The sequence below is a fragment of the Plantibacter sp. CFBP 8804 genome (assembly GCF_014841225.1).
In the GTDB taxonomy this organism is placed as follows: Bacteria; Actinomycetota; Actinomycetes; order Actinomycetales; family Microbacteriaceae; genus Plantibacter; species Plantibacter auratus.
The window spans coordinates 80,530-100,692 of sequence record NZ_JACYTU010000009.1; the positions used below are offsets into that span (position 1 = coordinate 80,530).

At 70.4% G+C, this 20,163-nt stretch carries 19 protein-coding genes; 5 read left to right on the forward strand and 14 right to left on the reverse strand.

Annotation, left to right across the window (positions count from 1 at the left end):
• Positions 1 to 88: 88 nt before the first annotated feature.
• From IFU11_RS14960 to IFU11_RS15010, 11 genes are all read right to left on the reverse strand, one after another.
• Positions 89 to 1,324 carry an MFS transporter gene (locus IFU11_RS14960; RefSeq protein ID WP_192019444.1) on the reverse strand — a complete coding sequence of 412 codons (1,236 nt, stop codon included), beginning with the start codon at positions 1,322 to 1,324 and terminating at the stop codon, positions 89 to 91.
• Between the two features lie 132 nt (positions 1,325 to 1,456).
• Positions 1,457 to 1,597, reverse strand: coding sequence for a hypothetical protein (locus IFU11_RS14965; protein ID WP_159877259.1), 141 nt, complete (start codon positions 1,595 to 1,597; stop codon positions 1,457 to 1,459).
• Positions 1,587 to 2,039, reverse strand: a complete 453-nt coding sequence (locus IFU11_RS14970; RefSeq protein ID WP_191940288.1) for an SRPBCC family protein — start codon at positions 2,037 to 2,039, stop codon at positions 1,587 to 1,589. Before IFU11_RS14970 ends, IFU11_RS14965 begins: the two co-directional genes overlap by 11 nt.
• Before the next feature lie 154 nt (positions 2,040 to 2,193).
• Positions 2,194 to 2,880, reverse strand: coding sequence for a response regulator (locus tag IFU11_RS14975; protein ID WP_191940289.1), 687 nt, complete (start codon positions 2,878 to 2,880; stop codon positions 2,194 to 2,196).
• Positions 2,877 to 5,372, reverse strand: a complete 2,496-nt coding sequence (locus IFU11_RS14980; protein ID WP_192019445.1) for a sensor histidine kinase — start codon at positions 5,370 to 5,372, stop codon at positions 2,877 to 2,879. Before IFU11_RS14980 ends, IFU11_RS14975 begins: the two co-directional genes overlap by 4 nt.
• A 76-nt stretch (positions 5,373 to 5,448) precedes the next feature.
• Positions 5,449 to 6,057 carry a potassium-transporting ATPase subunit KdpC gene (kdpC, locus tag IFU11_RS14985; protein ID WP_192019446.1) on the reverse strand — a complete coding sequence of 203 codons (609 nt, stop codon included), beginning with the start codon at positions 6,055 to 6,057 and terminating at the stop codon, positions 5,449 to 5,451.
• Between the two features lie 33 nt (positions 6,058 to 6,090).
• Complete coding sequence (kdpB, locus tag IFU11_RS14990) at positions 6,091 to 8,256, reverse strand: potassium-transporting ATPase subunit KdpB (RefSeq protein WP_192019447.1); 2,166 nt, start codon at positions 8,254 to 8,256, stop codon at positions 6,091 to 6,093.
• 95 nt (positions 8,257 to 8,351) lie between these two features.
• Positions 8,352 to 10,025 carry a potassium-transporting ATPase subunit KdpA gene (gene kdpA / locus IFU11_RS14995; protein ID WP_191940293.1) on the reverse strand — a complete coding sequence of 558 codons (1,674 nt, stop codon included), beginning with the start codon at positions 10,023 to 10,025 and terminating at the stop codon, positions 8,352 to 8,354.
• Positions 10,025 to 10,114: a K(+)-transporting ATPase subunit F gene (gene kdpF / locus IFU11_RS15000; protein WP_056009336.1), complete on the reverse strand. Its 90-nt coding sequence runs from the start codon at positions 10,112 to 10,114 to the stop codon at positions 10,025 to 10,027. The genes kdpA and kdpF overlap by 1 nt, the downstream gene beginning before the upstream one ends.
• A 209-nt stretch (positions 10,115 to 10,323) precedes the next feature.
• Entirely contained in the window at positions 10,324 to 11,262 is a 939-nt protein-coding gene (locus tag IFU11_RS15005) for a phosphotriesterase (RefSeq protein WP_192019448.1), read from the reverse strand.
• Positions 11,259 to 11,681, reverse strand: a complete 423-nt coding sequence (locus IFU11_RS15010; RefSeq protein ID WP_244631825.1) for a carboxymuconolactone decarboxylase family protein — start codon at positions 11,679 to 11,681, stop codon at positions 11,259 to 11,261. Before IFU11_RS15010 ends, IFU11_RS15005 begins: the two co-directional genes overlap by 4 nt.
• A 53-nt stretch (positions 11,682 to 11,734) precedes the next feature.
• Between IFU11_RS15010 and IFU11_RS15015 the strand changes: the two genes are divergently transcribed.
• A complete protein-coding gene (locus IFU11_RS15015; RefSeq protein ID WP_191940295.1) occupies positions 11,735 to 12,283 on the forward strand; it encodes a CGNR zinc finger domain-containing protein in 549 nt (182 codons plus the stop codon).
• 42 nt (positions 12,284 to 12,325) lie between these two features.
• Here the strand turns inward: IFU11_RS15015 and ppk2 are convergent, their stop codons facing one another.
• The gene (gene ppk2 / locus IFU11_RS15020) at positions 12,326 to 13,150 is read right to left on the reverse strand and encodes a polyphosphate kinase 2 (protein ID WP_137242521.1); all 825 of its coding nucleotides are present in this window, start codon (positions 13,148 to 13,150) and stop codon (positions 12,326 to 12,328) included.
• 180 nt (positions 13,151 to 13,330) lie between these two features.
• Positions 13,331 to 14,008, reverse strand: a complete 678-nt coding sequence (locus IFU11_RS15025; protein WP_191940296.1) for a FadR/GntR family transcriptional regulator — start codon at positions 14,006 to 14,008, stop codon at positions 13,331 to 13,333.
• Positions 14,009 to 14,146: 138 nt separating this feature from the next.
• Between IFU11_RS15025 and IFU11_RS15030 the strand changes: the two genes are divergently transcribed.
• From IFU11_RS15030 to IFU11_RS20825, 3 genes are all read left to right on the forward strand, one after another.
• On the forward strand, positions 14,147 to 15,817 hold the full coding sequence (locus IFU11_RS15030; protein ID WP_192019464.1) for a 2-isopropylmalate synthase: 1,671 nt from the start codon (positions 14,147 to 14,149) through the stop codon (positions 15,815 to 15,817).
• A gap of 50 nt (positions 15,818 to 15,867) precedes the next feature.
• The gene (locus IFU11_RS15035) at positions 15,868 to 17,034 is read left to right on the forward strand and encodes a hypothetical protein (RefSeq protein ID WP_191940297.1); all 1,167 of its coding nucleotides are present in this window, start codon (positions 15,868 to 15,870) and stop codon (positions 17,032 to 17,034) included.
• 112 nt (positions 17,035 to 17,146) lie between these two features.
• Entirely contained in the window at positions 17,147 to 18,016 is an 870-nt protein-coding gene (locus IFU11_RS20825) for a helix-turn-helix transcriptional regulator (protein WP_199862321.1), read from the forward strand.
• A 25-nt stretch (positions 18,017 to 18,041) separates the two neighbouring features.
• On the opposite strand, the gene IFU11_RS15045 is transcribed toward IFU11_RS20825, so the two are convergent.
• Entirely contained in the window at positions 18,042 to 19,268 is a 1,227-nt protein-coding gene (locus IFU11_RS15045; RefSeq protein WP_192019449.1) for an MFS transporter, read from the reverse strand.
• A 227-nt stretch (positions 19,269 to 19,495) separates the two neighbouring features.
• On the opposite strand from IFU11_RS15045, the gene IFU11_RS15050 reads away from it, so the two are divergent.
• The gene (locus IFU11_RS15050; protein WP_192019450.1) at positions 19,496 to 20,143 is read left to right on the forward strand and encodes a TetR/AcrR family transcriptional regulator; all 648 of its coding nucleotides are present in this window, start codon (positions 19,496 to 19,498) and stop codon (positions 20,141 to 20,143) included.
• The last annotated feature ends 20 nt before the right edge of the window (positions 20,144 to 20,163 follow it).

Sequence of the window (20,163 nt, forward strand, 5' to 3'; positions counted from 1 at the left end):
CGGTCCCCGGTCACTGAGCTTGTCGAAGTGCGCCCTTCGACAGGCTCAGGGACCGGGATGGTGTTACTCAGGGACCGGTGACTGCGGCTCAGGGACCGGCTGGCGAGGCCGTACGCTGCCGCTCCTGCGGCTTCGCCGCGGACGTCAGGAACGACGCCAGGACGACGACGGCGAGCACGACGATCATCGCGCCGCGCAGACCGAAGTGCTCCCCGAGGAATCCGAGCAACGGCGGCCCGACGAGGAACGCGACGTAGCCGGCTGAGGCGACGGCGCCGACGGTCGTCGTCGGATCGTCGCTCTCACCCGCCGCCGAGAGGGTCACCGGGAAGCCGAGCGCCGCACCGAGCCCCCACAGCAGAACCGCGAGCCCCGCGACGAGGACACTGTCGGAGAACACGACGAGTGCGATCCCGACCGCCGACACCAGCGCGCTCACCCGCAGCACGTTCGCCTTGCCGAAGCGGGCGAGGAGCGGTTCGCCCGCGAATCGACCGATCGTCATGGCGAGTGCGAACCCGGCGAAGACGATCGATCCGACGGCCGCGGTGGTGCCGTGCCCGTCGACCATGATGAGCGGCAACCAGTCGCCGGCGGCGCCCTCGGCCAGCGCGAGGGCGAGCACGATGAGCCCGAGGAAGATCACGCGCTGCTGCCGCCACACCGCGAGCTGCGCACGGATCCCGGGGGAGCCGGCACCCATGTCCGACTGTCGTCCCGTCTCGGCGGGGATCTTCGGGATCGCCCACAGCAGCGCCACCAGGGCGACGGTCGCGACGATCAGCAGATGGATCGTCACCGGGAAGGCGATCGCCGTGAGCGCGATGCCGGCGACCGAGCCGATGACGGACCCGAGGCTGTAGCAGCCGTGGAGCACGGGCAGGATGGACCGCCCGGACAGCTGCTCGATCATCGCGCCCTCGATGTTGATCGCGATCTCGGCGAGGCCGAAGCCCAGACCGATGCCGATCAGACCGAGGAAGACGCCGACGCCCTGCCCGGCACCCGCCATGAGGGCGAGCAGGGCGAGCCCGATGACGAACGCCGCCCCGCCGATGATGATCGGACGACGCGCACCGAACCGACGGACGAGCGCCGCGGACGACAGGATGCCCGTCATCGACCCGACGGAGATGCCGAAGAGGATGAGTCCCATCTCGGCGGTGCTCGCGTGGACGAGGTCGCGGACGGCGGGCGTCCGGACGATGAAGGACGACAGGCCCACGCCGACGGTGAGCATGAAGACGAAGATCGCCCCGCGCCGCCGCCGAAGAGGGGCGGACAGCGCGGGGCGGGGGTTCGCCTGACCGGCGCGAGCACTCATGCTCCGAGCCTAGAGGCGGTGATGCGGTGTGACGGGCGTGTTGCTAGCCCGACGGGTTCTCGACGGGATCGCCGTCGGCGTCGGTCCCCGTCTCGGGGCGGTGCTCGCCTCGGACGGGCCGACGCCGGAGGATCAGCCCGACGGGTTCTCGACGGGGTCGCCCTCGGCGTCGGTCCCCGTCTCGGGGTCGACCTCCTCGGGCTTCGGCACATCGTGCTTCACGTCGTCGTCGTGCGTGTGCGGGGGACCGGGGCGGGGGCCGTCACTTGACATCGCCACGCCATCCCTGTCCGGTCTGGCCCTCGGATTCGACGAGCTGCTTGAAGTTGCCGAGGTCCTTCTTGACCGCATGGCCGGCCACACCGACGGCTGCGCCGAGGTGCTCGAGGAGCCCCTTGGGCTCCCAGTCGAGCTGCACGGTGACGCGCGTCTTGGCCTCCTCGAGGCGGTGGAACGTCACGACGCCGGCGTGGTCGACCTCGCCACCAGTGCTGGTCCAGGCGACGCGCTCGTCGGGGTGCTGCTCGGTGATCTCCGCCTCGAAGGTGCGGGTCTGTCCGGCGACGCTGACCGTCCACTCGGTAAGGGTGTCGGTGACCTGCGTGATCGAGTCGACCTCGTCGAGGAACTTGGGGAAGTCCTCGAAGCGGGTCCACTGGTTGTAGGCGACGGAGACGGGAACGTCGACGTCGATGGTTTCGATGACCTGGGTCATGGGCGCCATCCTCTCTGGTTCTGCGGTACCTGCGTGGGTCTCGTCCGGAAAGCCCGGACGCGACTGCGACGGTACGCGTGCAAGCTGCGATTCCGGGGGCATGGCCTCGGGCGCTGCAACCTGTTACCCTGCCCGACTCGACGCGAGCCCTCGCTCAGAGCTGGAAGCGGTACCCCATGCCGGCCTCGGTGAGCAGGTGGCGGGGAGTGGCCGGCTCAGGTTCGAGCTTCTTCCGCAGCTGCGCGATGTAGAGGCGCAGGTAGCCGGTGTCGGTCACGTGCGTCGGACCCCAGATCTCCGTGAGCAGCATCTGTCGGGTCACGAGCTTGCCGGCGTTCCGGATGAGCAGCTCGAGCACCTGCCACTCCGTCGGCGTCAGGCGGACGGTGGCCGGGGACGCACCAGGGATCTGCTTGGTGACCTGCTTCGCAGCGAGGTCGACCACGATGTCGCCGAACCGCACGGTGGGTTCGGCCTCGGCGCCGGGGACCCGCCGGGTGAGGGCGCGGATCCTGGCGAGCAGTTCGTCGATCGCGAAGGGCTTCGTCACGTAGTCGTCGGCTCCGGCGTCGAGCGCCTCGACCTTGTCGGTCGATCCGGCACGACCGGACACCACGAGTATGGGGGCGTCGGTCCAGCCGCGGAGGCCCTCGATCACCTGCCGCCCGTCGAGCCCCGGCATGCCGAGGTCGAGCAGGTACAGGTCGGGCCGGTGCGTCGTCGCGGCGTTGAGCGCAGCGGTGCCGTCCTCGGCCGTGATGATCTCGTAGCCGCGGGCGGTGAGCGTGATGCGCAGGGCCCGGAGGATCTGCGGGTCGTCGTCGGCGATCAGGATCTTCATCGAGCGCTCCCCTCCTGATCACGTGCCGCAGGCAGTGACACCACCATGGTGAGGCCCCCACCCGGCGTGTCCTCCGGTTCGAGTGTGCCACCCATCCCCTCGACGAAGCCCTTCGACAGCGCGAGTCCCAGGCCGAGACCGGTGAGGTTGTCGGTGTCGCCGAGCCGCTGGAAGGGGACGAACACGTCCTCGCGTCGGTCGGGCGCGATGCCCGGGCCGTGATCCACGATGCGGATCTCGACGGCGTCGCGGAACCCGCTCGTCGCGATCCGGACGGGGGTGTCGTCCGGGCTGAAGCGCTGCGCGTTCGTCAGGAGGTTCACGATGACGCGCTGGAGGAGGCCGGCGTCCGCGAGGACGGGCGGGAGGTCGGGTGCGAGGTCGAGCTCGGCGTCGTGCGGCCCGATGCCGAGCTCGTCGAAGGCCGGCAGGATCGCGTCCTCGACGTCGATCGGCGCGACGGTCACGGCGAGGACACCGGCCTGGAGGCGACTGACGTCGAGCAGGTTCGTGACGAGGGCCGCGAGCGTGCGCAGGCTGTCGTCCGCGGTCTCGAGGAGGTCGCGGCGGTCCGCCGTGGTGAGCTCGACGTCGGTCGCGCGCAGTCCGGTGACGGCGGCGGTCGCGGCGGCGAGGGGGCGCCGGAGGTCGTGACTGACCGCCGAGAGCAGCGCGCTCCGCACCCGGTCGGTCGCGGCCAGCGGGCCGACCTCCTGGGCGGTGGCGCGCAGATCGGTGTGCTCGAGCGAGGCGTCGAGCTGCGCTGCGATGACGGCGAGCAGACGGCGGTCGGACGCGGCGAGCACCCCGCCGTGCAGTTCGAGCACCGCGCGGGTGCCGATCGGGATGCTCGTGAAGTCGCCTCCGCGGGTCGGTTCGCCGTCGACCGCGAGGACCTGCTCCCCCGCGACGAGGCGCACCCCGGCGAGCGAGAAGGACTCGCGGGTCCGGCTGACGAGCGCCTGCAGGGCACCCTCGCCGCGGAGCACGCTGCCCGCGACCGTCGCGAGCAGCTCGGACTCCGCGGCCGCGCGCCTGGCCGTGCGAGCCCGCCGAGCCGAGAGGTCGACGACGCCGCTCACGATCACGGCGATGACGACGTAGAGCACGAGCGCGACGAGGTGCGCCGGGTCGTCGATGGTCACGGTGTAGAGCGGTTGGACGAAGACGAAGTCGAGCGTGACCCCGGACAGGACGGCTGCGAACACCGCCGGCCAGAACCCTCCCACGAGCGCGACGAGCACGACGAGGAGCTGGTAGGACAGCACCTCGCTCGTGATCGACTCCTCGGTGCGGGCGAGGTGGAGGAGCCAGGTGACGAGCGGCCCGCCGATGAGCGCGAGCGCGAAGCCTGCGATGTGGCGCCGTGCGCTCAGGGCACCGCCGAGCTTCGGCAGTCGGAACCGACCGCCCGCCGCTTCGTGGTTGACGATGTGGACGTCGATGTTGCCCGACTCGCGGATGACCGTGTTGCCGATGCCGGGCCCGGTGACCGCGGCGGACAGTCGACTGCGCCGGCTGACGCCGATGACGAGCTGCGTTGCGTTCGCCGCCTTCGCGAAGTCCACGAGCGCGCGCGGCACGTCGTCGCCGACCACCTGGTGGAAGGTGCCGCCGAGGGTGTCGACGAGCGCTCGCTGCTGCGCGAGTGCACCGGGGTTCGCGGTCCGGAGGCCGTCCTGCGTCGTCACGTGCACCGCGATGAGCTCGCCACCGGAGGAGCGGGCTGCGATCCGGGCGCCGCGTCGGAGCAGGGTCTCGCCCTCTGGGCCGCCGGTGAGGGCCACGACGACCCGCTCACGCGCCTCCCAGGTGCTGTCGATGCCGTGTTCGGCGCGATAGTCGCGGAGGGCGGAGTCGACCTCGTCGGCCAGCCACAGCAGCGCCAGCTCGCGCAGTGCCGTGAGATTGCCGAGGCGGAAGTAGTTGGACAGTGCGGCGTCGATCCGTTCGGCCGGGTAGACCCGGCCGCCGGCGAGCCGGTCGCGGAGTGCCTGTGGAGCGAGGTCGATGAGTTCGATCTGGTCGGCCGCCCGCAGCACGGCGTCGGGGATCGTCTCCCGCTGCGGCGCCCCGGTGATCTGCCGGACGACGTCGTTCAGCGACTCGATGTGCTGGATGTTCACCGTCGAGAGGACCGAGACACCGGCGGCGAGCAGAGCTTCGACGTCCTGCCAGCGCTTCTCGTTCGTGGAGCCGGGGGCGTTCGTGTGGGCCAGTTCGTCGACGAGCGCGAGTTCGGGGCGGCGTGCGAGGACGGCCTCGAGGTCCATCTCGTCGAGCGTCACGCCCCGGTGCTCGACACCCCGACGCGGCAACGTCTCGAGCCCCTCCGTCAGGGCGGCCGTCGCGGCCCGACCGTGGGTCTCGACGACCGCGACGACCACGTCGACACCCTCCGAAGCGAGGCGGTGCCCTTCCTCGAGCATGGCGTAGGTCTTGCCGACCCCGGGGGCCGCGCCGAGGAGCACCCGGAGTCGTCCGCGCTGCATGGTGTTCAGTCCTCCTGGAGCATGGCGCTCTGCCTGCCGACCCCGGGGGCCGCGCTGTGTCGTCCGCGCTGCATGATTATCCGTTCAGTCCGGCCACGGCGAGGTTGAGCTGCAGGACGTTGACCGTGGACTCCCCAAGGTAGCCGAGGTCGGGGCCCTGCGTCAGGCGCTCGACGAGGGCACGGACCTCGCCCTCGTCGAGGCCGCGCTCGGCGGCTACGCGGGGCACCTGCAGCAGCGCGTAGGCCGGGCTGATGTGCGGATCGAGACCGGACGCGGAGGCCGTCAGCGCGTCGACGGGGATGCTCGACGGATCGACGTCCTCGAAGGACGCGATGGCGGCGCGGCGCTCCTCGATCGAGGCGACGAGGTCGGTGTTCTCCGGCCCGAGGTTGCTGCCGCTCGACGCCCCACCGTCGTAGCCGTCGCCGGCCGCCGACGGACGCGACTGGAACCACTGCGGCAGCGGCTTGCCGTCGGCGTCGGTGAACGACTGCCCGATGAGCGCCGAGCCGACCGTCTTGTCACCCTCGGTGACGGCGGATCCGTTCGCCTGCCAGGACATCGTCGCCTGCCCGATGCCGGTGACGATGAGGGGGTAGCCGACGCCCAGGACGACGGTGAGGGCGAGCATGGCCCTGATGGCGACCCAGTACTGGGCGATGCCGCTGCGGGATGCACTCATGATGATCTGTCTGCTTTCGTGTGCTGGGTGGGGCTAGAAGCCGGGGATGAGGGTGACGACGAGGTCGATGAGCTTGATGCCGATGAACGGCGCGATCACGCCACCGAGCCCGTAGACCAACAGGTTCCGGCTGAGGACCTTCGAAGCGCTGAGCGGTCGGTACTTCACGCCGCGGAGGGCCAGCGGGATCAGGATCACGATGATGATCGCGTTGAAGATGATCGCCGAGAGGATCGCCGACGCGGGGGAGTGCAGCTGCATGATGTTGAGCAGTGCGAGCCCCGGGAACACCCCGGCGAACATGGCCGGGATGATCGCGAAGTACTTGGCGACGTCGTTCGCGATCGAGAACGTCGTGAGGGCGCCTCGGGTGATGAGCAGCTGCTTGCCGATCCGGACGATGTCGATGAGCTTCGTCGGGTCGGAGTCGAGGTCGACCATGTTGCCGGCCTCCTTCGCAGCGGAGGTGCCCGTGTTCATCGCGACACCGACGTCGGCCTGTGCGAGCGCCGGAGCGTCGTTCGTGCCGTCACCGGTCATCGCGACGAGGTTGCCGCCCTCCTGCTCCTTGCGGATGAGCTCGAGCTTCTGCTCGGGCGTCGCCTCGGCCAGGAAGTCGTCGACTCCGGCCTCGGCGGCGATCGCCTTCGCGGTGAGCGGGTTGTCACCCGTGATCATGACCGTGCGGATGCCCATGGCGCGCAGCTCGGCGAACCGCTCCGCGATGCCGGCCTTGACGACGTCCTTCAGTCGGACGACGCCGAGCACCCGCGCGGTGCCGGTGGTGTCGGTCTGCGCGACGACGAGCGGGGTGCCGCCGCCGGCGGACACCGCCTCGACGTGCTCCTGGAGCTCGGCGCGGGTCGCGTCGGCGAGGGGGCCGAACGACTCCACCCAGGCCAGCACGGCCGAGCCGGCGCCCTTGCGGATCTGTGCGCCGTCCGGCTGGTCGAGGCCGCTCATGCGGGTCTGCGCGGTGAACGGGACGATCTCGCCGGCCCCGGACCCGTCCAGGTGGATGCCACGCTCGGCCGCGAGGTCGACGATCGACTTGCCCTCGGGCGTCGGGTCGCTGAGCGAGGACCGGGCTGCGGCCTGCGCGAGTTCCTCCGGCGTGACACCGCGGAGGGCGATGAACTCGACCGCCTGGCGGTTGCCGTAGGTGATGGTGCCGGTCTTGTCGAGCAGCAGGGTCGTGACGTCGCCGGCGGCCTCGACCGCGCGACCGGACATCGCGAGGACGTTCCGCTGCACGAGTCGGTCCATGCCGGCGATGCCGATGGCCGAGAGCAGGGCGCCGATGGTCGTCGGGATGAGGCAGACGAGCAGGGCGATGAGGACCGGGACGCTGACCGGAGCAGCCGCATAGGAGGCGATGGGGTTGAGCGTGAGCGCGACGACCACGAACACGATCGACAGGCTCGCGAGCAGGATGTTGAGCGCGATCTCGTTCGGCGTCTTCTGCCGCGCCGCACCCTCGACGAGGCCGATCATGCGGTCGACGAAGGTCTCGCCGGGCTTCGAGGTGATGCGGACGACGATGCGGTCCGACAGCACGCGGGTGCCGCCGGTGACGGCGCTGCGGTCGCCGCCGGACTCGCGGACGACCGGGGCCGACTCGCCCGTGATCGCCGACTCGTCGACCGAGGCGATGCCCCAGACGATGTCGCCGTCGCCCGGGACGAGCTCGCCAGCGGTCACCACGACGACGTCGCCGAGGGTGAGGTCCGCGGAGGAGACCTGGCCGATGGCGGCGTGCTCCGCGGACGGGTCCGCCGAGGCGTCGTAGGCCGTGACCTGGTTCGCCATGGTCGAGGTGCGCGTCTTGCGGAGGCTGTCGGCCTGCGCCTTGCCGCGTCCCTCGGCCACGGACTCAGCGAGGTTCGCGAAGACGACCGTGAGCCATAGCCAGATCGCGATGCCCCAGGTGAACGACGCCGGCACGGCCGACCCGCCGGACTCCTGCGCGCCACCGAGGAACGGTTCGGCGATCGCGAGGACGGTCGTCAGTGCAGCCCCGACCTCGACGATGAACATGACCGGGTTCTTGACCATGAGCCGCGGGTCGAGTTTGCGGAAGGCGCCCGGGGTCGCGGCGAGCAGCTGTGCGGGGCCGAACGCGGCCTTCGCGGGCTCGTGGTGGTGGTCCTGCTCCTGCTCGGGTTCCGCCGGGGCGGGAAGCGTGTGCGTGGTGGACATGGTTTATGACAGCCCTTCCGCCAGGGGACCTGGCGCGAGTACGGGGAAGTAAGTGAGTGCGGTGATGATCACGCGGTGTGCGTCGCGGACGTGGCTCATGACAGCCCTTCCGCCAGGGGACCCAGCGCGAGTACGGGGAAGTAGGTGAGTGCGGTGATGATCACGGCGACACCGGTGAGGAGGCCGACGAACTGCGGCCGGTTGGTCGGGAGCGTTCCGGCGGTCGACGGCACCCGGTCCTGTGCGGCCAGCGAACCGGCGAGCGCGAGGACGAGCACGATCGGGATGAAGCGGCCGAGGAGCATCGCGACACCGAGGGCCGTGTTGAACCACGGGGTGTTCGCCGTGAGGCCGGCGAACGCGGAACCGTTGTTGTTCGCGGCGGAGGTGAAGGCGTAGAGGACCTCGGACAGGCCGTGGAGGCCCGGGTTCCAGATCGACGTCGTCTCAACGTCCGAGCGGACGCCGGGGATGGCGAAGCTCAGTGCGGTGCCGGCGAGCACGAGGGTCGGCGTCACGAGGATGTACAGGCTCGCGAGCTTGATCTCCCGTGGGCCGATCTTCTTGCCGAGGTACTCCGGGGTCCGGCCGACGAGCAGCCCACCGATGAACACGGCGATGACGGCGAGCACGAGCATGCCGTAGAGGCCTGAGCCGACGCCGCCGGGGGCGATCTCGCCGAGCATCATGTTGATCATCGGCATCATGCCGCCGAGTGCGGTGTACGAGTCGTGCATCGAGTTGACGGCACCCGTCGAGGTGAGTGTCGAGGTCGAGCCGAACAGCGTCGAGGCGAAGACGCCGAAGCGCTGCTCCTTGCCCTCCATCGCGCCGCCGGCCGCCATCGGTGCCGCTCCGAGGCCGCGGGCTTCGAGCGCCGTGAGGATCGAGAACGAGGCGAGGAAGATGACGCCCATGACCGCGAGGATCGTATAGCCCTGCTTGTGGTCGCCGACCATGCGGCCGAAGGTGCGCGGCAGGGAGAACGGGATCGCGAGCATGAGGATGTTCTGCACGAGGCTCGTCCAGGCGGTCGGGTTCTCGAAGGGGTGCGCGGAGTTCGCGTTGAAGAACCCGCCGCCGTTCGTGCCGAGGAGCTTGATGGCCTCCTGCGAGGCGACCGGCCCGCCGGGGATGGTCTGCGTCGCGCCCGTGATGGTCGTGACGTCGGTGAAGCCGTTGAGGTTCTGGATGGTCCCGCCCGCGATGAGCACGACCGCCATGACGACGGAGAGCGGCAGCAGCACGCGGAGGGTGCCGCGGGTGAGGTCGACCCAGAAGTTGCCGATGGTGCCGCTGCGGCGACTCGCGAACCCGCGGACGAGGGCGATCGCGACCGCGATGCCGACGGCCGCGGACACGAAGTTCTGCACCGCGAGGCCCGTGAGCTGCACGGTGTAGCCCATCGTGACCTCGGGGGAGTACGACTGCCAGTTGGTGTTCGTGACGAAGGACACGGCCGTGTTGAACGACAGGCCCTCGGGGACGGCGGGGAGGCCGAGCGCGAAGGGCAGGACGGCCTGGGCGCGCTGCAGGGCGTAGACGAGGAGGACGCCGACGAGCGAGAAGGCGAGCACCCCGCGGAGGTAGGCCTGCCAGGTCTGCTCGGAGCGGGCGTCGACACCGATCACGCGGTAGAAGCCGCGCTCGACGGCGAAGTCCTTACTGGAGGTGTACACCCGGGCGAGGTACTCACCGAGCGGACGGTAGAGCAGCACGAGGACCAGGACGAGGGTAGAGACCTGGAGGATCGCGAAGAGGGTCTGCATCAGAACCTCTCGGGTTTCACGAGCGCGTACACGAGGTACACGACGGCGGCGACGGCCAGGACGGCGGCGAGGAGTTCGAAGACGATCACAGTCTCTCCACTCCCCGGGCGACGAGGCCGACCAGAGCGAACACGGCGATGACGCCGAGTACGTAGACGAGGTCGAGCAAGAGGACTCCAGTGGGTGCGTGGTGCGGGTGCGTGGTGCTGTGTCCCGTTCGGGACAGCTCAGAGCCAACACCCGTCAACGACCTCCGACGGCGGTCCTCACGGTTTCCATACGCCTTCCGCGTGGATCCTCACGACCTCCCTACGGTGCGTGGTGCGCGGGGCTCGAACGCCCACGCGCGGGCGGGGTTGTCGCGGGTGATCGTCGACACCGCTTCCGCGCCGACGGCCTGCGCGAGCTGCGGTGCGACGGTCGTCAGGAGCGCCGCCGGACCGTACTCCTCCGGCCGCGCGCGGGAGGCGGACGTGGTCGTGTCGGCGCCGAGGAGCAGGGCGGGCAGGTGTCCGTCGTCGATGAGGGCTTCGAGGATCCGCGCCAGTCGAGCGGGGTCCATCGGATGAGCCGGCGATGGCGTGTCGAGGCACACCCACGCGCCGGAACGCGCGGCATCGAGGATCTGCTCGACGTGAGGGTTCCGGCCGAGATGCCCGAGGACGATGGACCTCGGGTCCACCTCCTCTGCGTCCAGCGCGGCCAGGACGAGGTCGGCCGCGGCTCCCTGCTCGAGGTGTACCGCGATCGGTACACCGGTGGCGTGATGCGCCATCGCGGCGGCCCGCACCGCGTCCCGCTCGTCCTCGGCGAGGCGGTCGGGGCCGATACCGATCTTGATCAGTCCGCACCCGTGCCGGTCGACGTCGTCGATGAACGCCGCTGCGAGCTCGTCGGCCGAGCGCGCGGGTTCCGCAGCGCCGTCGGGGTAGACGCGTCGCAGATGTCGTCCGGTCGCCGCCACGACGTGGACCCCCGTCGACGCACTGATCCGCCGGAGTGCCGGGAGGCCGCGTCCGAGACCTCGAGGCGTCCACTGGACGACGGTCCTGCCGCCCGCCGCTGCGAACCGCTCGACCGCGGTCGTGGCGTCAGGCTCCTCGACGAGGTCCTCACCGGCCAGGACCGGTGTCCGCAGGAAGAGGTGGTCGTGGGAGTCGACCACGCCCGCGGTGGCCGGGTCGATGTCGCCGAGCACCGTGCGGATCACCCGGGTCCCGAGCCGCACCCGGGTCACCGGGCGTCGACGTCGCGGTCGGTCGCCGGTGGTCCGGCCGCCGGCTCGGGGAGGAGTCGCAGTGCCGCCATCACCCGGGGCAGCCCGACATACGGCACGAGGTGGACGAGCGCCTCGGCGAGCTCCGTCCGGGTCATCCCGATCCGGAGCGACGTCGTGAGGTGGCCGCTGAGTTGCGGGTCGACGCCGCCGAGCGCCGTCAGCGCGCCGATGATGAGCAGTTGTCGGTCGCGCGGCGTCAGGCCCTCGCGCTGATACGTCCCACCGAACACGGCGCCGACGATCCACTCGTCGAAGCCCGGCGCCGCCGCATCGACCGTCGCGCGCCAGGCCGCGGTCGTCGTCTCGTCCTGCAGCTCCGCCAGTCGTTCGCGGCCGGCCGCCACATCGAACACCTCGTGCATCGTCGCTCCCTGCATCATCGTTCCCTCACTCGTCCCGGTTGTAACGGTTGACACGTTACACTCGAACCATGACGACCGAGACCGACTTCCGCTTCGACGGCGGAGCCACCTGGCTGAACCTGCTCGCCACGCAGGGACAGAGCTTCGGAACGCGGCCGGTGGAGCGGATCGGGACGCCCGAGGCGGGACGGCGGTGGCTCGGCCTGGTCGGGTTCGGGGTGGTTGGCGAGCTGAGCTCCGACGACCTCGACCGCCTCGTGCGGTTGCGGGAAGCGCTCCGCGAGCTGGCGATGGCGGCGGTCGCCGGGCGCGAACCGGCCTCGGACGATCTCACGCAGGTGCGTGGACACGCGTCAGGGTCGGCCGGAGCGCTGTGGAGTGGTCCCGCTCAGGCCGACGTCACGCTCGACGCGGCGCTCGCCGCGATCGCCGTCCAGGCGCTGGTCATGCTGCAGGGGCCGGACCGGGAGCTGTTGCGTCAGTGCGCCGAGGTCGACTGCCGCTGGGTGTTCCTCGACACCTCCGGCAGACGGCACTGGTGTCCGTCGCCGGCCTGTGCCAGTCGGGGTCGGGTCCGCGCCCACCGCGCACGACAGGGTGGCCCGAGCGCCGACTGACTCGGGCCGACCCTCCTCCGCGACGTGCAGTGCCCGCGATGCTCAGTGCCCGAGCGTGTGGGCGTGATCCGGCACGTACCGGTACCGTTCGCGCGCGGGTCGGTCGTACCCGTCGGCGCCCGGCCGCTCGGGGATGTCGATCGGCTCGGGGGCGCGCTGCTCGTAGGGGATCTGAGAGAGCAGGTGCGAGATCGCGTTCAACCGGGACGCCCGCTTGTCGTCGCTCTCGATCGTCCACCAGGGTGCGTCCGCGTGGTCGGTGGCCTCGAACATCTCGTCCTTGGCGCGCGAGTAGTCCTCCCAGCGGGTGATCGACTGGAGGTCCGTGTCGGACAGCTTCCAGCGACGCATCGGGTCGTCGAGACGCGAGCGGAACCGCTGCTCCTGGACGTCGTCGGAGACCGAGAACCAGTACTTGATGAGGATGATGCCGTCCTCGACGAGCATCCGCTCGAACACGGGAGTCTGGCGGAGGAATCGCCGGTACTGCTCAGGGGTGCAGTAGTCCATCACCCGTTCGACGCCGGCACGGTTGTACCACGAGCGGTCGAACAGCACGATCTCGCCCGCCGTGGGCAGGTGCTGGACGTAGCGCTGGAAGTACCACTGGCCGCGCTCCTGCTCACCAGGGGTCGGCAGGGCGGCGACCCGTGCCGAACGCGGGTTCAGATATTGGACGATGCGCTTGATCGCGCCGCCCTTGCCTGCGGCGTCTCGGCCCTCGAAGACCACGACGACCCGTGCGCCGGTCTCGATCACCCAGCGCTGCATCGCGACCAGTTCGATCTGGAGTCGTTCCAGTTCCGCTTCGTAGCGGTCCTTCCGGATGCGTTTGGGTGGCTTGTTCCGGTTCGGAGCCTTCGACATGCTGCGTGTTCCCGCCCGTCCCCGCGAGGACCAGTTCGACGCCTGATCGGCGCGTTGGTGCAGTGCTCGGTGCCCGCCCCGGCGGAGCGGTACTCACGCCCAGCCTGCGCCTGCCGATCGATATCCGTGGGGGCGTGTCATCCGTGCGCCGACAGGCGTATAGTCACGCGCGCGCTGCGATCAGTCCGAACGGGTCAACCCGTCGCGGAGGGCGACGAGATGGGTGCGGCTGCGGTCGAAGGCCGCGGTGGCATCGCGATCCACGACCGCCTGCACGATGTGCTCATGGACGAGCTGGTCGTGGTCCGTCCCCGGCGCGCCACTGAGGCGGAGCATCTGGATCATCGCCTCGCGGCTGCGCTCGGCGAAGGTGTCGAACAGTTCGGTGAGGATCTCGTTCCCGCTCGCGGCCACGATGCTCCGGTGGAGCGCCGTGTCGGCGTCGACACGACCCTCGATGGTCGCGCGATCGGCGTTCCGATGGGCCAACGCTGCCCGGATGGCGGTCAGGTCGGACGCCGTGTGGCGTTGCGCGGCGAGGGCTGCCGCTTCACACTCGATGGCGATGCGCGCCTCGATGACCGAGCCGATCGCGGTCCGCAGGACGAGCGCGTCCCAATCCTGGACCGGCGTGCGCGACCGGAGGAAGTTCCCCGATCCCTGCCGGCTCGACAGCACGCCCTGGCCGGCCAGCTGGCGGATCGCCTCGCGCATCGTCGACCGGCCGACACCGAGCTGCGGTGCCAGGGTCGTCTCGCCGGGCAGCTTCTGGCCGATCTCCCACTCACCGGCCTGGATGCGCTGCAGGAGCAAGCGTGCGACCTGGTCGGAGAGTGATTCGCGGTGCACGGTGTCCATGTGTCGATCATAGTCCTCAGCTTGTCTGACAAGTTGTGTTAGCGTAGCCGCGTGATCCCCGCAGACTCCCGACTCTCCACGCCCGCCGGCCCCGTCCCGTCCTCCGCGCCGAGCTGGAATCGCCAGCGCCACTCGCAGATGCCGTCCCATCGCTACCAGGACCTGTACTCGCGGGTGGACGTCCCCCTCCTCGACCGCACCTGGCCGTCGAGACGACTGACCGAGGCGCCGCTCTGGGTGCCGGTGGACCTGCGCGACGGGAACCAAGCGCTCGCCGAGCCCATGGACCCCGAGCGGAAGCGGGCCTTCTTCGAGCTCATGGTCTCGATGGGGTACAAGGAGATCGAGGTCGGCTACCCCTCCGCCTCGCAGACCGACTACGACTTCGTCCGCCTGATCGCCGAGACCGACATCGCCCCCGAGGACGTCACGATCGTCGTCTTCACACCGGCCCGCCGCGACCTGATCGAGCGCACGGTCGAGTCGATCCGTGGGATCCGGAACCCGGTCGTCATCCACCTGTACACCGCGACGGCGCCGCTCTGGCGGGAGGTCGTCCTCGGACACGACCGCGACTCACTCCGCGCGCTCATCCTCGCCGGCGGCTCCGACGTCGTCGAGTTCGCCGGCGACCTCGACGGGGTGCGGTTCGAGTTCTCGCCCGAGGTCTTCAACCTGACGGAGCCGGACTACGCCCTCGAGCTCTGCGACGCCATGACGACCCTGTGGGATGCCTCGCCGGACCGCCCGGTGATCCTCAACCTGCCCGCGACCGTCGAAGCGGCGAGCCCGAACGTCTATGCGGACCAGATCGAGTACATGCACCGCAACCTCGACCGCCGCGACGCCGTCATCCTGTCGGTCCACCCCCACAATGACCGCGGTACGGGGATCGCGTGCGCTGAGCTCGCGGTCCTCGCCGGCGCCCAACGCGTCGAAGGGTGCATCTTCGGCAACGGCGAGCGGACCGGCAACGTCGACCTCGCGACCCTCGCGCTCAACCTGCACGCGCAGGGCGTCGACCCGATGATCGACTTCTCCGACATCGACCACATCCGTCGGGTCGTGGAGCACAGCAACCGCATCGAGATCCACCCGCGCCACCCCTACGTCGGCGACCTCGTCCACACCGCGTTCTCGGGGACGCATCAGGATGCGATCAAGAAGGGCTTCGCGGAACACCGAGCGCGGGCCGAGGCGACCGGCAGCCGCCCGGAGGACCTCCCGTGGCGCGTGCCCTACCTGCCGGTCGACCCCGCGGACCTCGGCCGGAGCTACGAGGCGGTCATCCGGGTGAACTCGCAGTCGGGCAAGGGCGGCATCGCCTACCTGCTCGAGCGCGACTACGGCATCGAGATGCCCCGTCGTCTCCAGGTGGACTTCTCGCGTCGCGTCCAGCAGCAGGCGGACGAGACCGGTCGCGAACTGGACGCCGAGGCGTTGCTCGCGGCGTTCGAGCGCAGCTACCTGTCGGCGACGCCGTCCCGGGTCGAGCTGCTCGAGGTCGATGTGGCGACGACCGGCGAGACCTCGCGGACGACGATCGGTCTCGTGATCGACGGGGATCGCCATGAGGCCACCTTCGCCGACGTCGGTCCGGTCGAGGCGGCGACCCGTCTCCTCGCCGACCACGGCATCCACGTCGAGATCGTCTCCCTGCATCAGACCTCGCTCAGTGCCGGAAGCGGCGCCGAGGCCCTGACCCTCCTCGAGGTCCGCCGTGGCGCGCAGACGGTGTGGGCAGCCGGGCGCCATCGCTCCGTGCTCGAGGCGTCGGTCCGCGCCGTCGTCAACGCTGCGAGCCGGTAGTCACCCTGCCCTACGCTGGGAGGCTGAGGGCGTCGAGGGGATCTGGATCAGTGGAACTGCGGTGGCTGACGGCGCCCGAACACGAGGTCGCCGCGGCGATGGCGGACGAGCGTCGTTCTGGCCGGTCCAAGTGGGTGCCCACCGGGCGGAGGGTGCTCTTCCACCTCTACTTCAGCCTCGTCCTCTGGTACCTCGCGATCGCCCTCGTCTCGGTCGGCGTCAGCGTCGACGAGTATCACGACCGTCGCGTCGAGGCCGATGACGTCGTCGGTCTGATCGTCGCCGTGCTCGTCCTCATCGGGCTGCTCGTCGGTGCGTGGCTCCTGTACCGCTGGTCGCGACGTCCGCCGTCCCCGAAGGCGCGCCTCGCCGAATGGCGGCGCCACCTGACCGCGGTGGCCAACGGCTTCGAGGAGGAGTCGAAAGGACGTGCGATGTTCTCCTCGCTCATCACCACGACGGGGAAGTACAACAACGCCTTCATCACCGTGCCGGGACCACAGGTGCACTCCCACCCGCGGTTCGTCGGCGACCGGGTCGAGTTCGGCAACCTGGTCGACGACGTGAAGCGGTCGCGGGACTGGCACTACCTGACCGTGCAGCTGCCGGCCCCGCTCCCGCATCTCCTGCTCGACGCGACGACGAACGACACCGTCCGCAGCGACCTGCCGCCGGGCCTCGACCGGGGTCTGCGCATCTCCCTCGAGGGCGACTTCGACCGCTGGTTCCGGGTCTACGCGCCGTCCGGGTACGGGACGGACGCGCGATACGTGCTGACCCCCGACGTGATGTCGTCGCTCGTCAGCACCGCGGCGTACTACAACGTGGAGATGGTCGACGATCGGGTCGTCTTCTTCAGTAAGCCGGCCGCCGACTTCTCGTACGCCGCCCCCTGGGTCGCTATCGATGCGATCCTCACCGACCTCGTCCCGCGTCTCATCACGAGGGCCGAGCGGTACCGCGACGAACGGGTGGCGGGACAGGACGCCGAGAGCGTCCTCGAGGCGGCGCGGGACGCCATGGAGGCTGAGCAGGTCTGGACCCGGAAGGAGACGGTCGTCGGCGAGGAGGGCCGGCGCCTCACCGTCCGGGCGCGCTTCCATGCGATCTGGGTGGCCGTCGGTGCGGTCAGTTGGCTCGTCACCCGCACGCTGCTCTACTTCATCCCCGCCGCCTTCGCCTTCGCGGGGTTCATGTCCGTGGTGGACGGGCGCTAGCCGCAACTGAGCGGCCCGAATCTGCTCGGATCCGCGCCGAATTCGGACAGATCCGGGCGACTCAGCGGGCAGGTCGCGGAACATCCGGCGACGCCTTCGCGTTCGCATCGGTGTGACCCTCACCCTGACCGCTCCCGCAGGGCCCGCGACCGACACTTTCGACCGTGCGCTCGCCACGCTCGAGTGGACGATCCACGGCACCGACCGCGACCGCCTGGCCGCGGGCGTACCGCTGCGGCGACCGCACGCGGCGTCCGGCTTCGTCTACCTCTCCAGCGGACGCGTCCGCCTCACCGCCGCCGACGGCACCCGCGACCTCGACGCCGGCGACCTCGTCTTCTTCCCCCGCGCCCACGCCACGACGGTGCTCGCGCTCGAGGACGCCGAGCTCCTCGATGTCGCCTTCACCCCGCCGGGTCAGCGCCAACAGGTGGCGGAGACGCTGCCCGAGCACCTGTACGTCGCCGACTTCGCCGGGCAGGAGCCCTCGATGGTGGCGCTCATCGCAGGCATGGGGTGCCCGCAGGCGACTGGCCGTCCGCGGCCGGGCGACACCGTCATCTGCAGCCGCATCGCGACCACGATCGTGTCGGCCGCGCTGCGCACGTGGAACGAGGCCGGCTGCGCGCCGGACCGCTGGCTGCAGCGCATCGGTGACCCGCACATCGGCGCGGTCCTCGACGCCCTGCACGCCGAACCGGGGCGACCGTGGACCTTCGAGACGCTCGCCCGCATCGCCATGATGTCGCGGTCGGCGTTCGCCGAGCGGTTCCGCGAGGTCGTCGGGCACACTCCGCGCGCCTACCTCACGACCGTTCGCATGGAGACAGCCAAGGGGCTCATCCTCACGGGCGACGCTTCCGTGGCCGAGCTCGCCGGCGCGCTCGGCTACGTGTCCGAAGACGGCTTCGCGCGCGCCTTCCAGCGGTACACGGGCCTCACGCCGGCGCGCTGGCGTGCCGAGGCGGCGCAGGCCGCGTAGGTGCTCGGTCGGACCGCCCTCGGCATCACCGCGCGGTGCGCGCCGACCCGAACACGATGCCGCCGACGATCGCGGAGATCGCCGCGACCGTGAGCGCTGGGACGATGCCGACCGCGTCGACGAGCAGTCCACCCGCACCGGCACCGACGGTGATCGCGAGCTGGAACCCCGCGACCACGAGTCCACCACCGGACTCCATGCGGTCCGGCACGAGGCGACCCATCCACGTGCTCAGGGTCGTCAGCCAGGCGCCGAAGCCCATGCCCCAGGTGGTGATCGCGATGGTCACGATCCAGGGTTGCCCCGGGAACAGGGTCACGAGCGCGATCGAGACGCCGATGAAGGCCGGGACGACGTAGCGCAGGGCCGCCAGGTGGCGGTCGACGAGGAGTCCGATCACGAAGTTGCCGACCACGCCGCCGAGACCGAACGCGGCGAGGAGGACGGCCACACCGGCCGCGTCGAGGTCGGGCACCCGCTCGATCGCGAGCCGGATGTAGGTGAAGGCGATGAAGTGCCCGAGGACGGTCAGGATGTGCCCCGTCAGGCCGACGCGGATGCCGGGGACCCGGAGCGTGTCGACGAGTGACCGCAGACCGCCGCTCGACGGAGCCGGCGCGACGGGCGGGAGGACGAGCCGCAGCGCGACGGCCACCGCCGCGGTGATGACCGCGACGCCGGCGAAGATGAGGCGCCAGTCCATGACCGAACCGAGGTAGGTGCCGACCGGGACACCGGCGACCGTCGCGACGGTGGTGCCGGTGTTCACGAGCATGATCGCCCGACCGAGGTGGTGCGGCGCGGACAGGCGGGCGGCGATCGCGATCGACATCGCCCAGAAGGCGCCGAGGGCCGCGCCGAGCAGGAGTCGGGCGATGAGCAGCATCACGAAGTCGGCGGAGATCGCGACGAGCGCGCTCGACACCGCGGCGGCCGCTGCGAGCAGGACGAGCAGGAGGCGACGGTCGAGTCGCGGGACGAGGATCCCGATCGTCGGTGCCGTGAGGAAGCCGATGAACGCCGTCGCGGTGACGGCCTGGCCGGCCTGGCCCTCGGTGATCCCGAGCGACGCGGCCATCGACGGCAGCAGGCTCGGCGGCAGGAACTCGGCGAGCACGAGCACGAAGCTCGTCGCCATCATGACGGCGACGGCCGCCCACGCGGTCCGCGTGCGCGAGGCGTCGGACGCGGCTGCGTTCGTCGTGGGGACCGAGCCCGTTCGTGGAGCGTCGAGCTTCTCGTCTGTCGTCATGCTCTCAGCTTGCCGGAGCCGCGACCCCTCCACCCGACGCCCAGTCCACCCGACCCGACCGTCCGTCCATCCCGGCACCCGTCCCGGCGTCGCTGAGTCGCCCGATCCTGCACGAGAATCTCGGATATTGGTGCACATTCGGGCGAGTCAGCGCCCCTTCCTGACAGATCGGTGAACACTGCGTCAACAAGTTGCACTGAGTGCATCGGTGCACGTAGTGTACCCACGTGTCCACCACCGCCCCCGCCGAGGATCGACGCGCAGCCCTCCGCGCGCGCCACCATCGGGCGATCCTCGACGCCGCCCGCGTCATGATCGCGGAGCAGGGCATCGCCGGCTTCAACGTCGACGTCATCGCCGAGCGCGCCGACGTCTCGCGCCGCACGGTGTTCAACCACTTCTCCTCGATCGACGACCTCGTCACCACCTCCTGCACCGAGGAGCTGGCTGTCGTGATCGAGAGCTTCCGGTCCGCCGTCAACGCCCGACCGGCAGGCCCGGGGTCGCGCGTCTCGATGTTCGAGGACGTCGCCGCAGCGCTCCGCACGACCGACATCCCCCGCGTCATCGCCTTCCTCTGGAACGCGCTCGGCGGCTTCGCACCCGACGACTCGCGCCCGCAGCAGCTGTTCCAGGCCACCTTCTCCCGCACCACACAAGAGCTCGCCCACGAACTGGCCGAGCGCAACACCGACGTCGACGAACTCGAGGCCGGCTTCCTGGTGTCCTCCCTCATGCACGGTGTCGAAGTGCTCGCCCATCACTGGATCGCGAGTACCGTCGCCACCACGGACGATGAAGCCCGTGCCCTCTGGACCGACCTGCTGGAACGGCTCATCGCGAGCGTCCGCACCGGCTACGCGTCCACGCACTGATCCGCTTCCCGCTCCGTCCC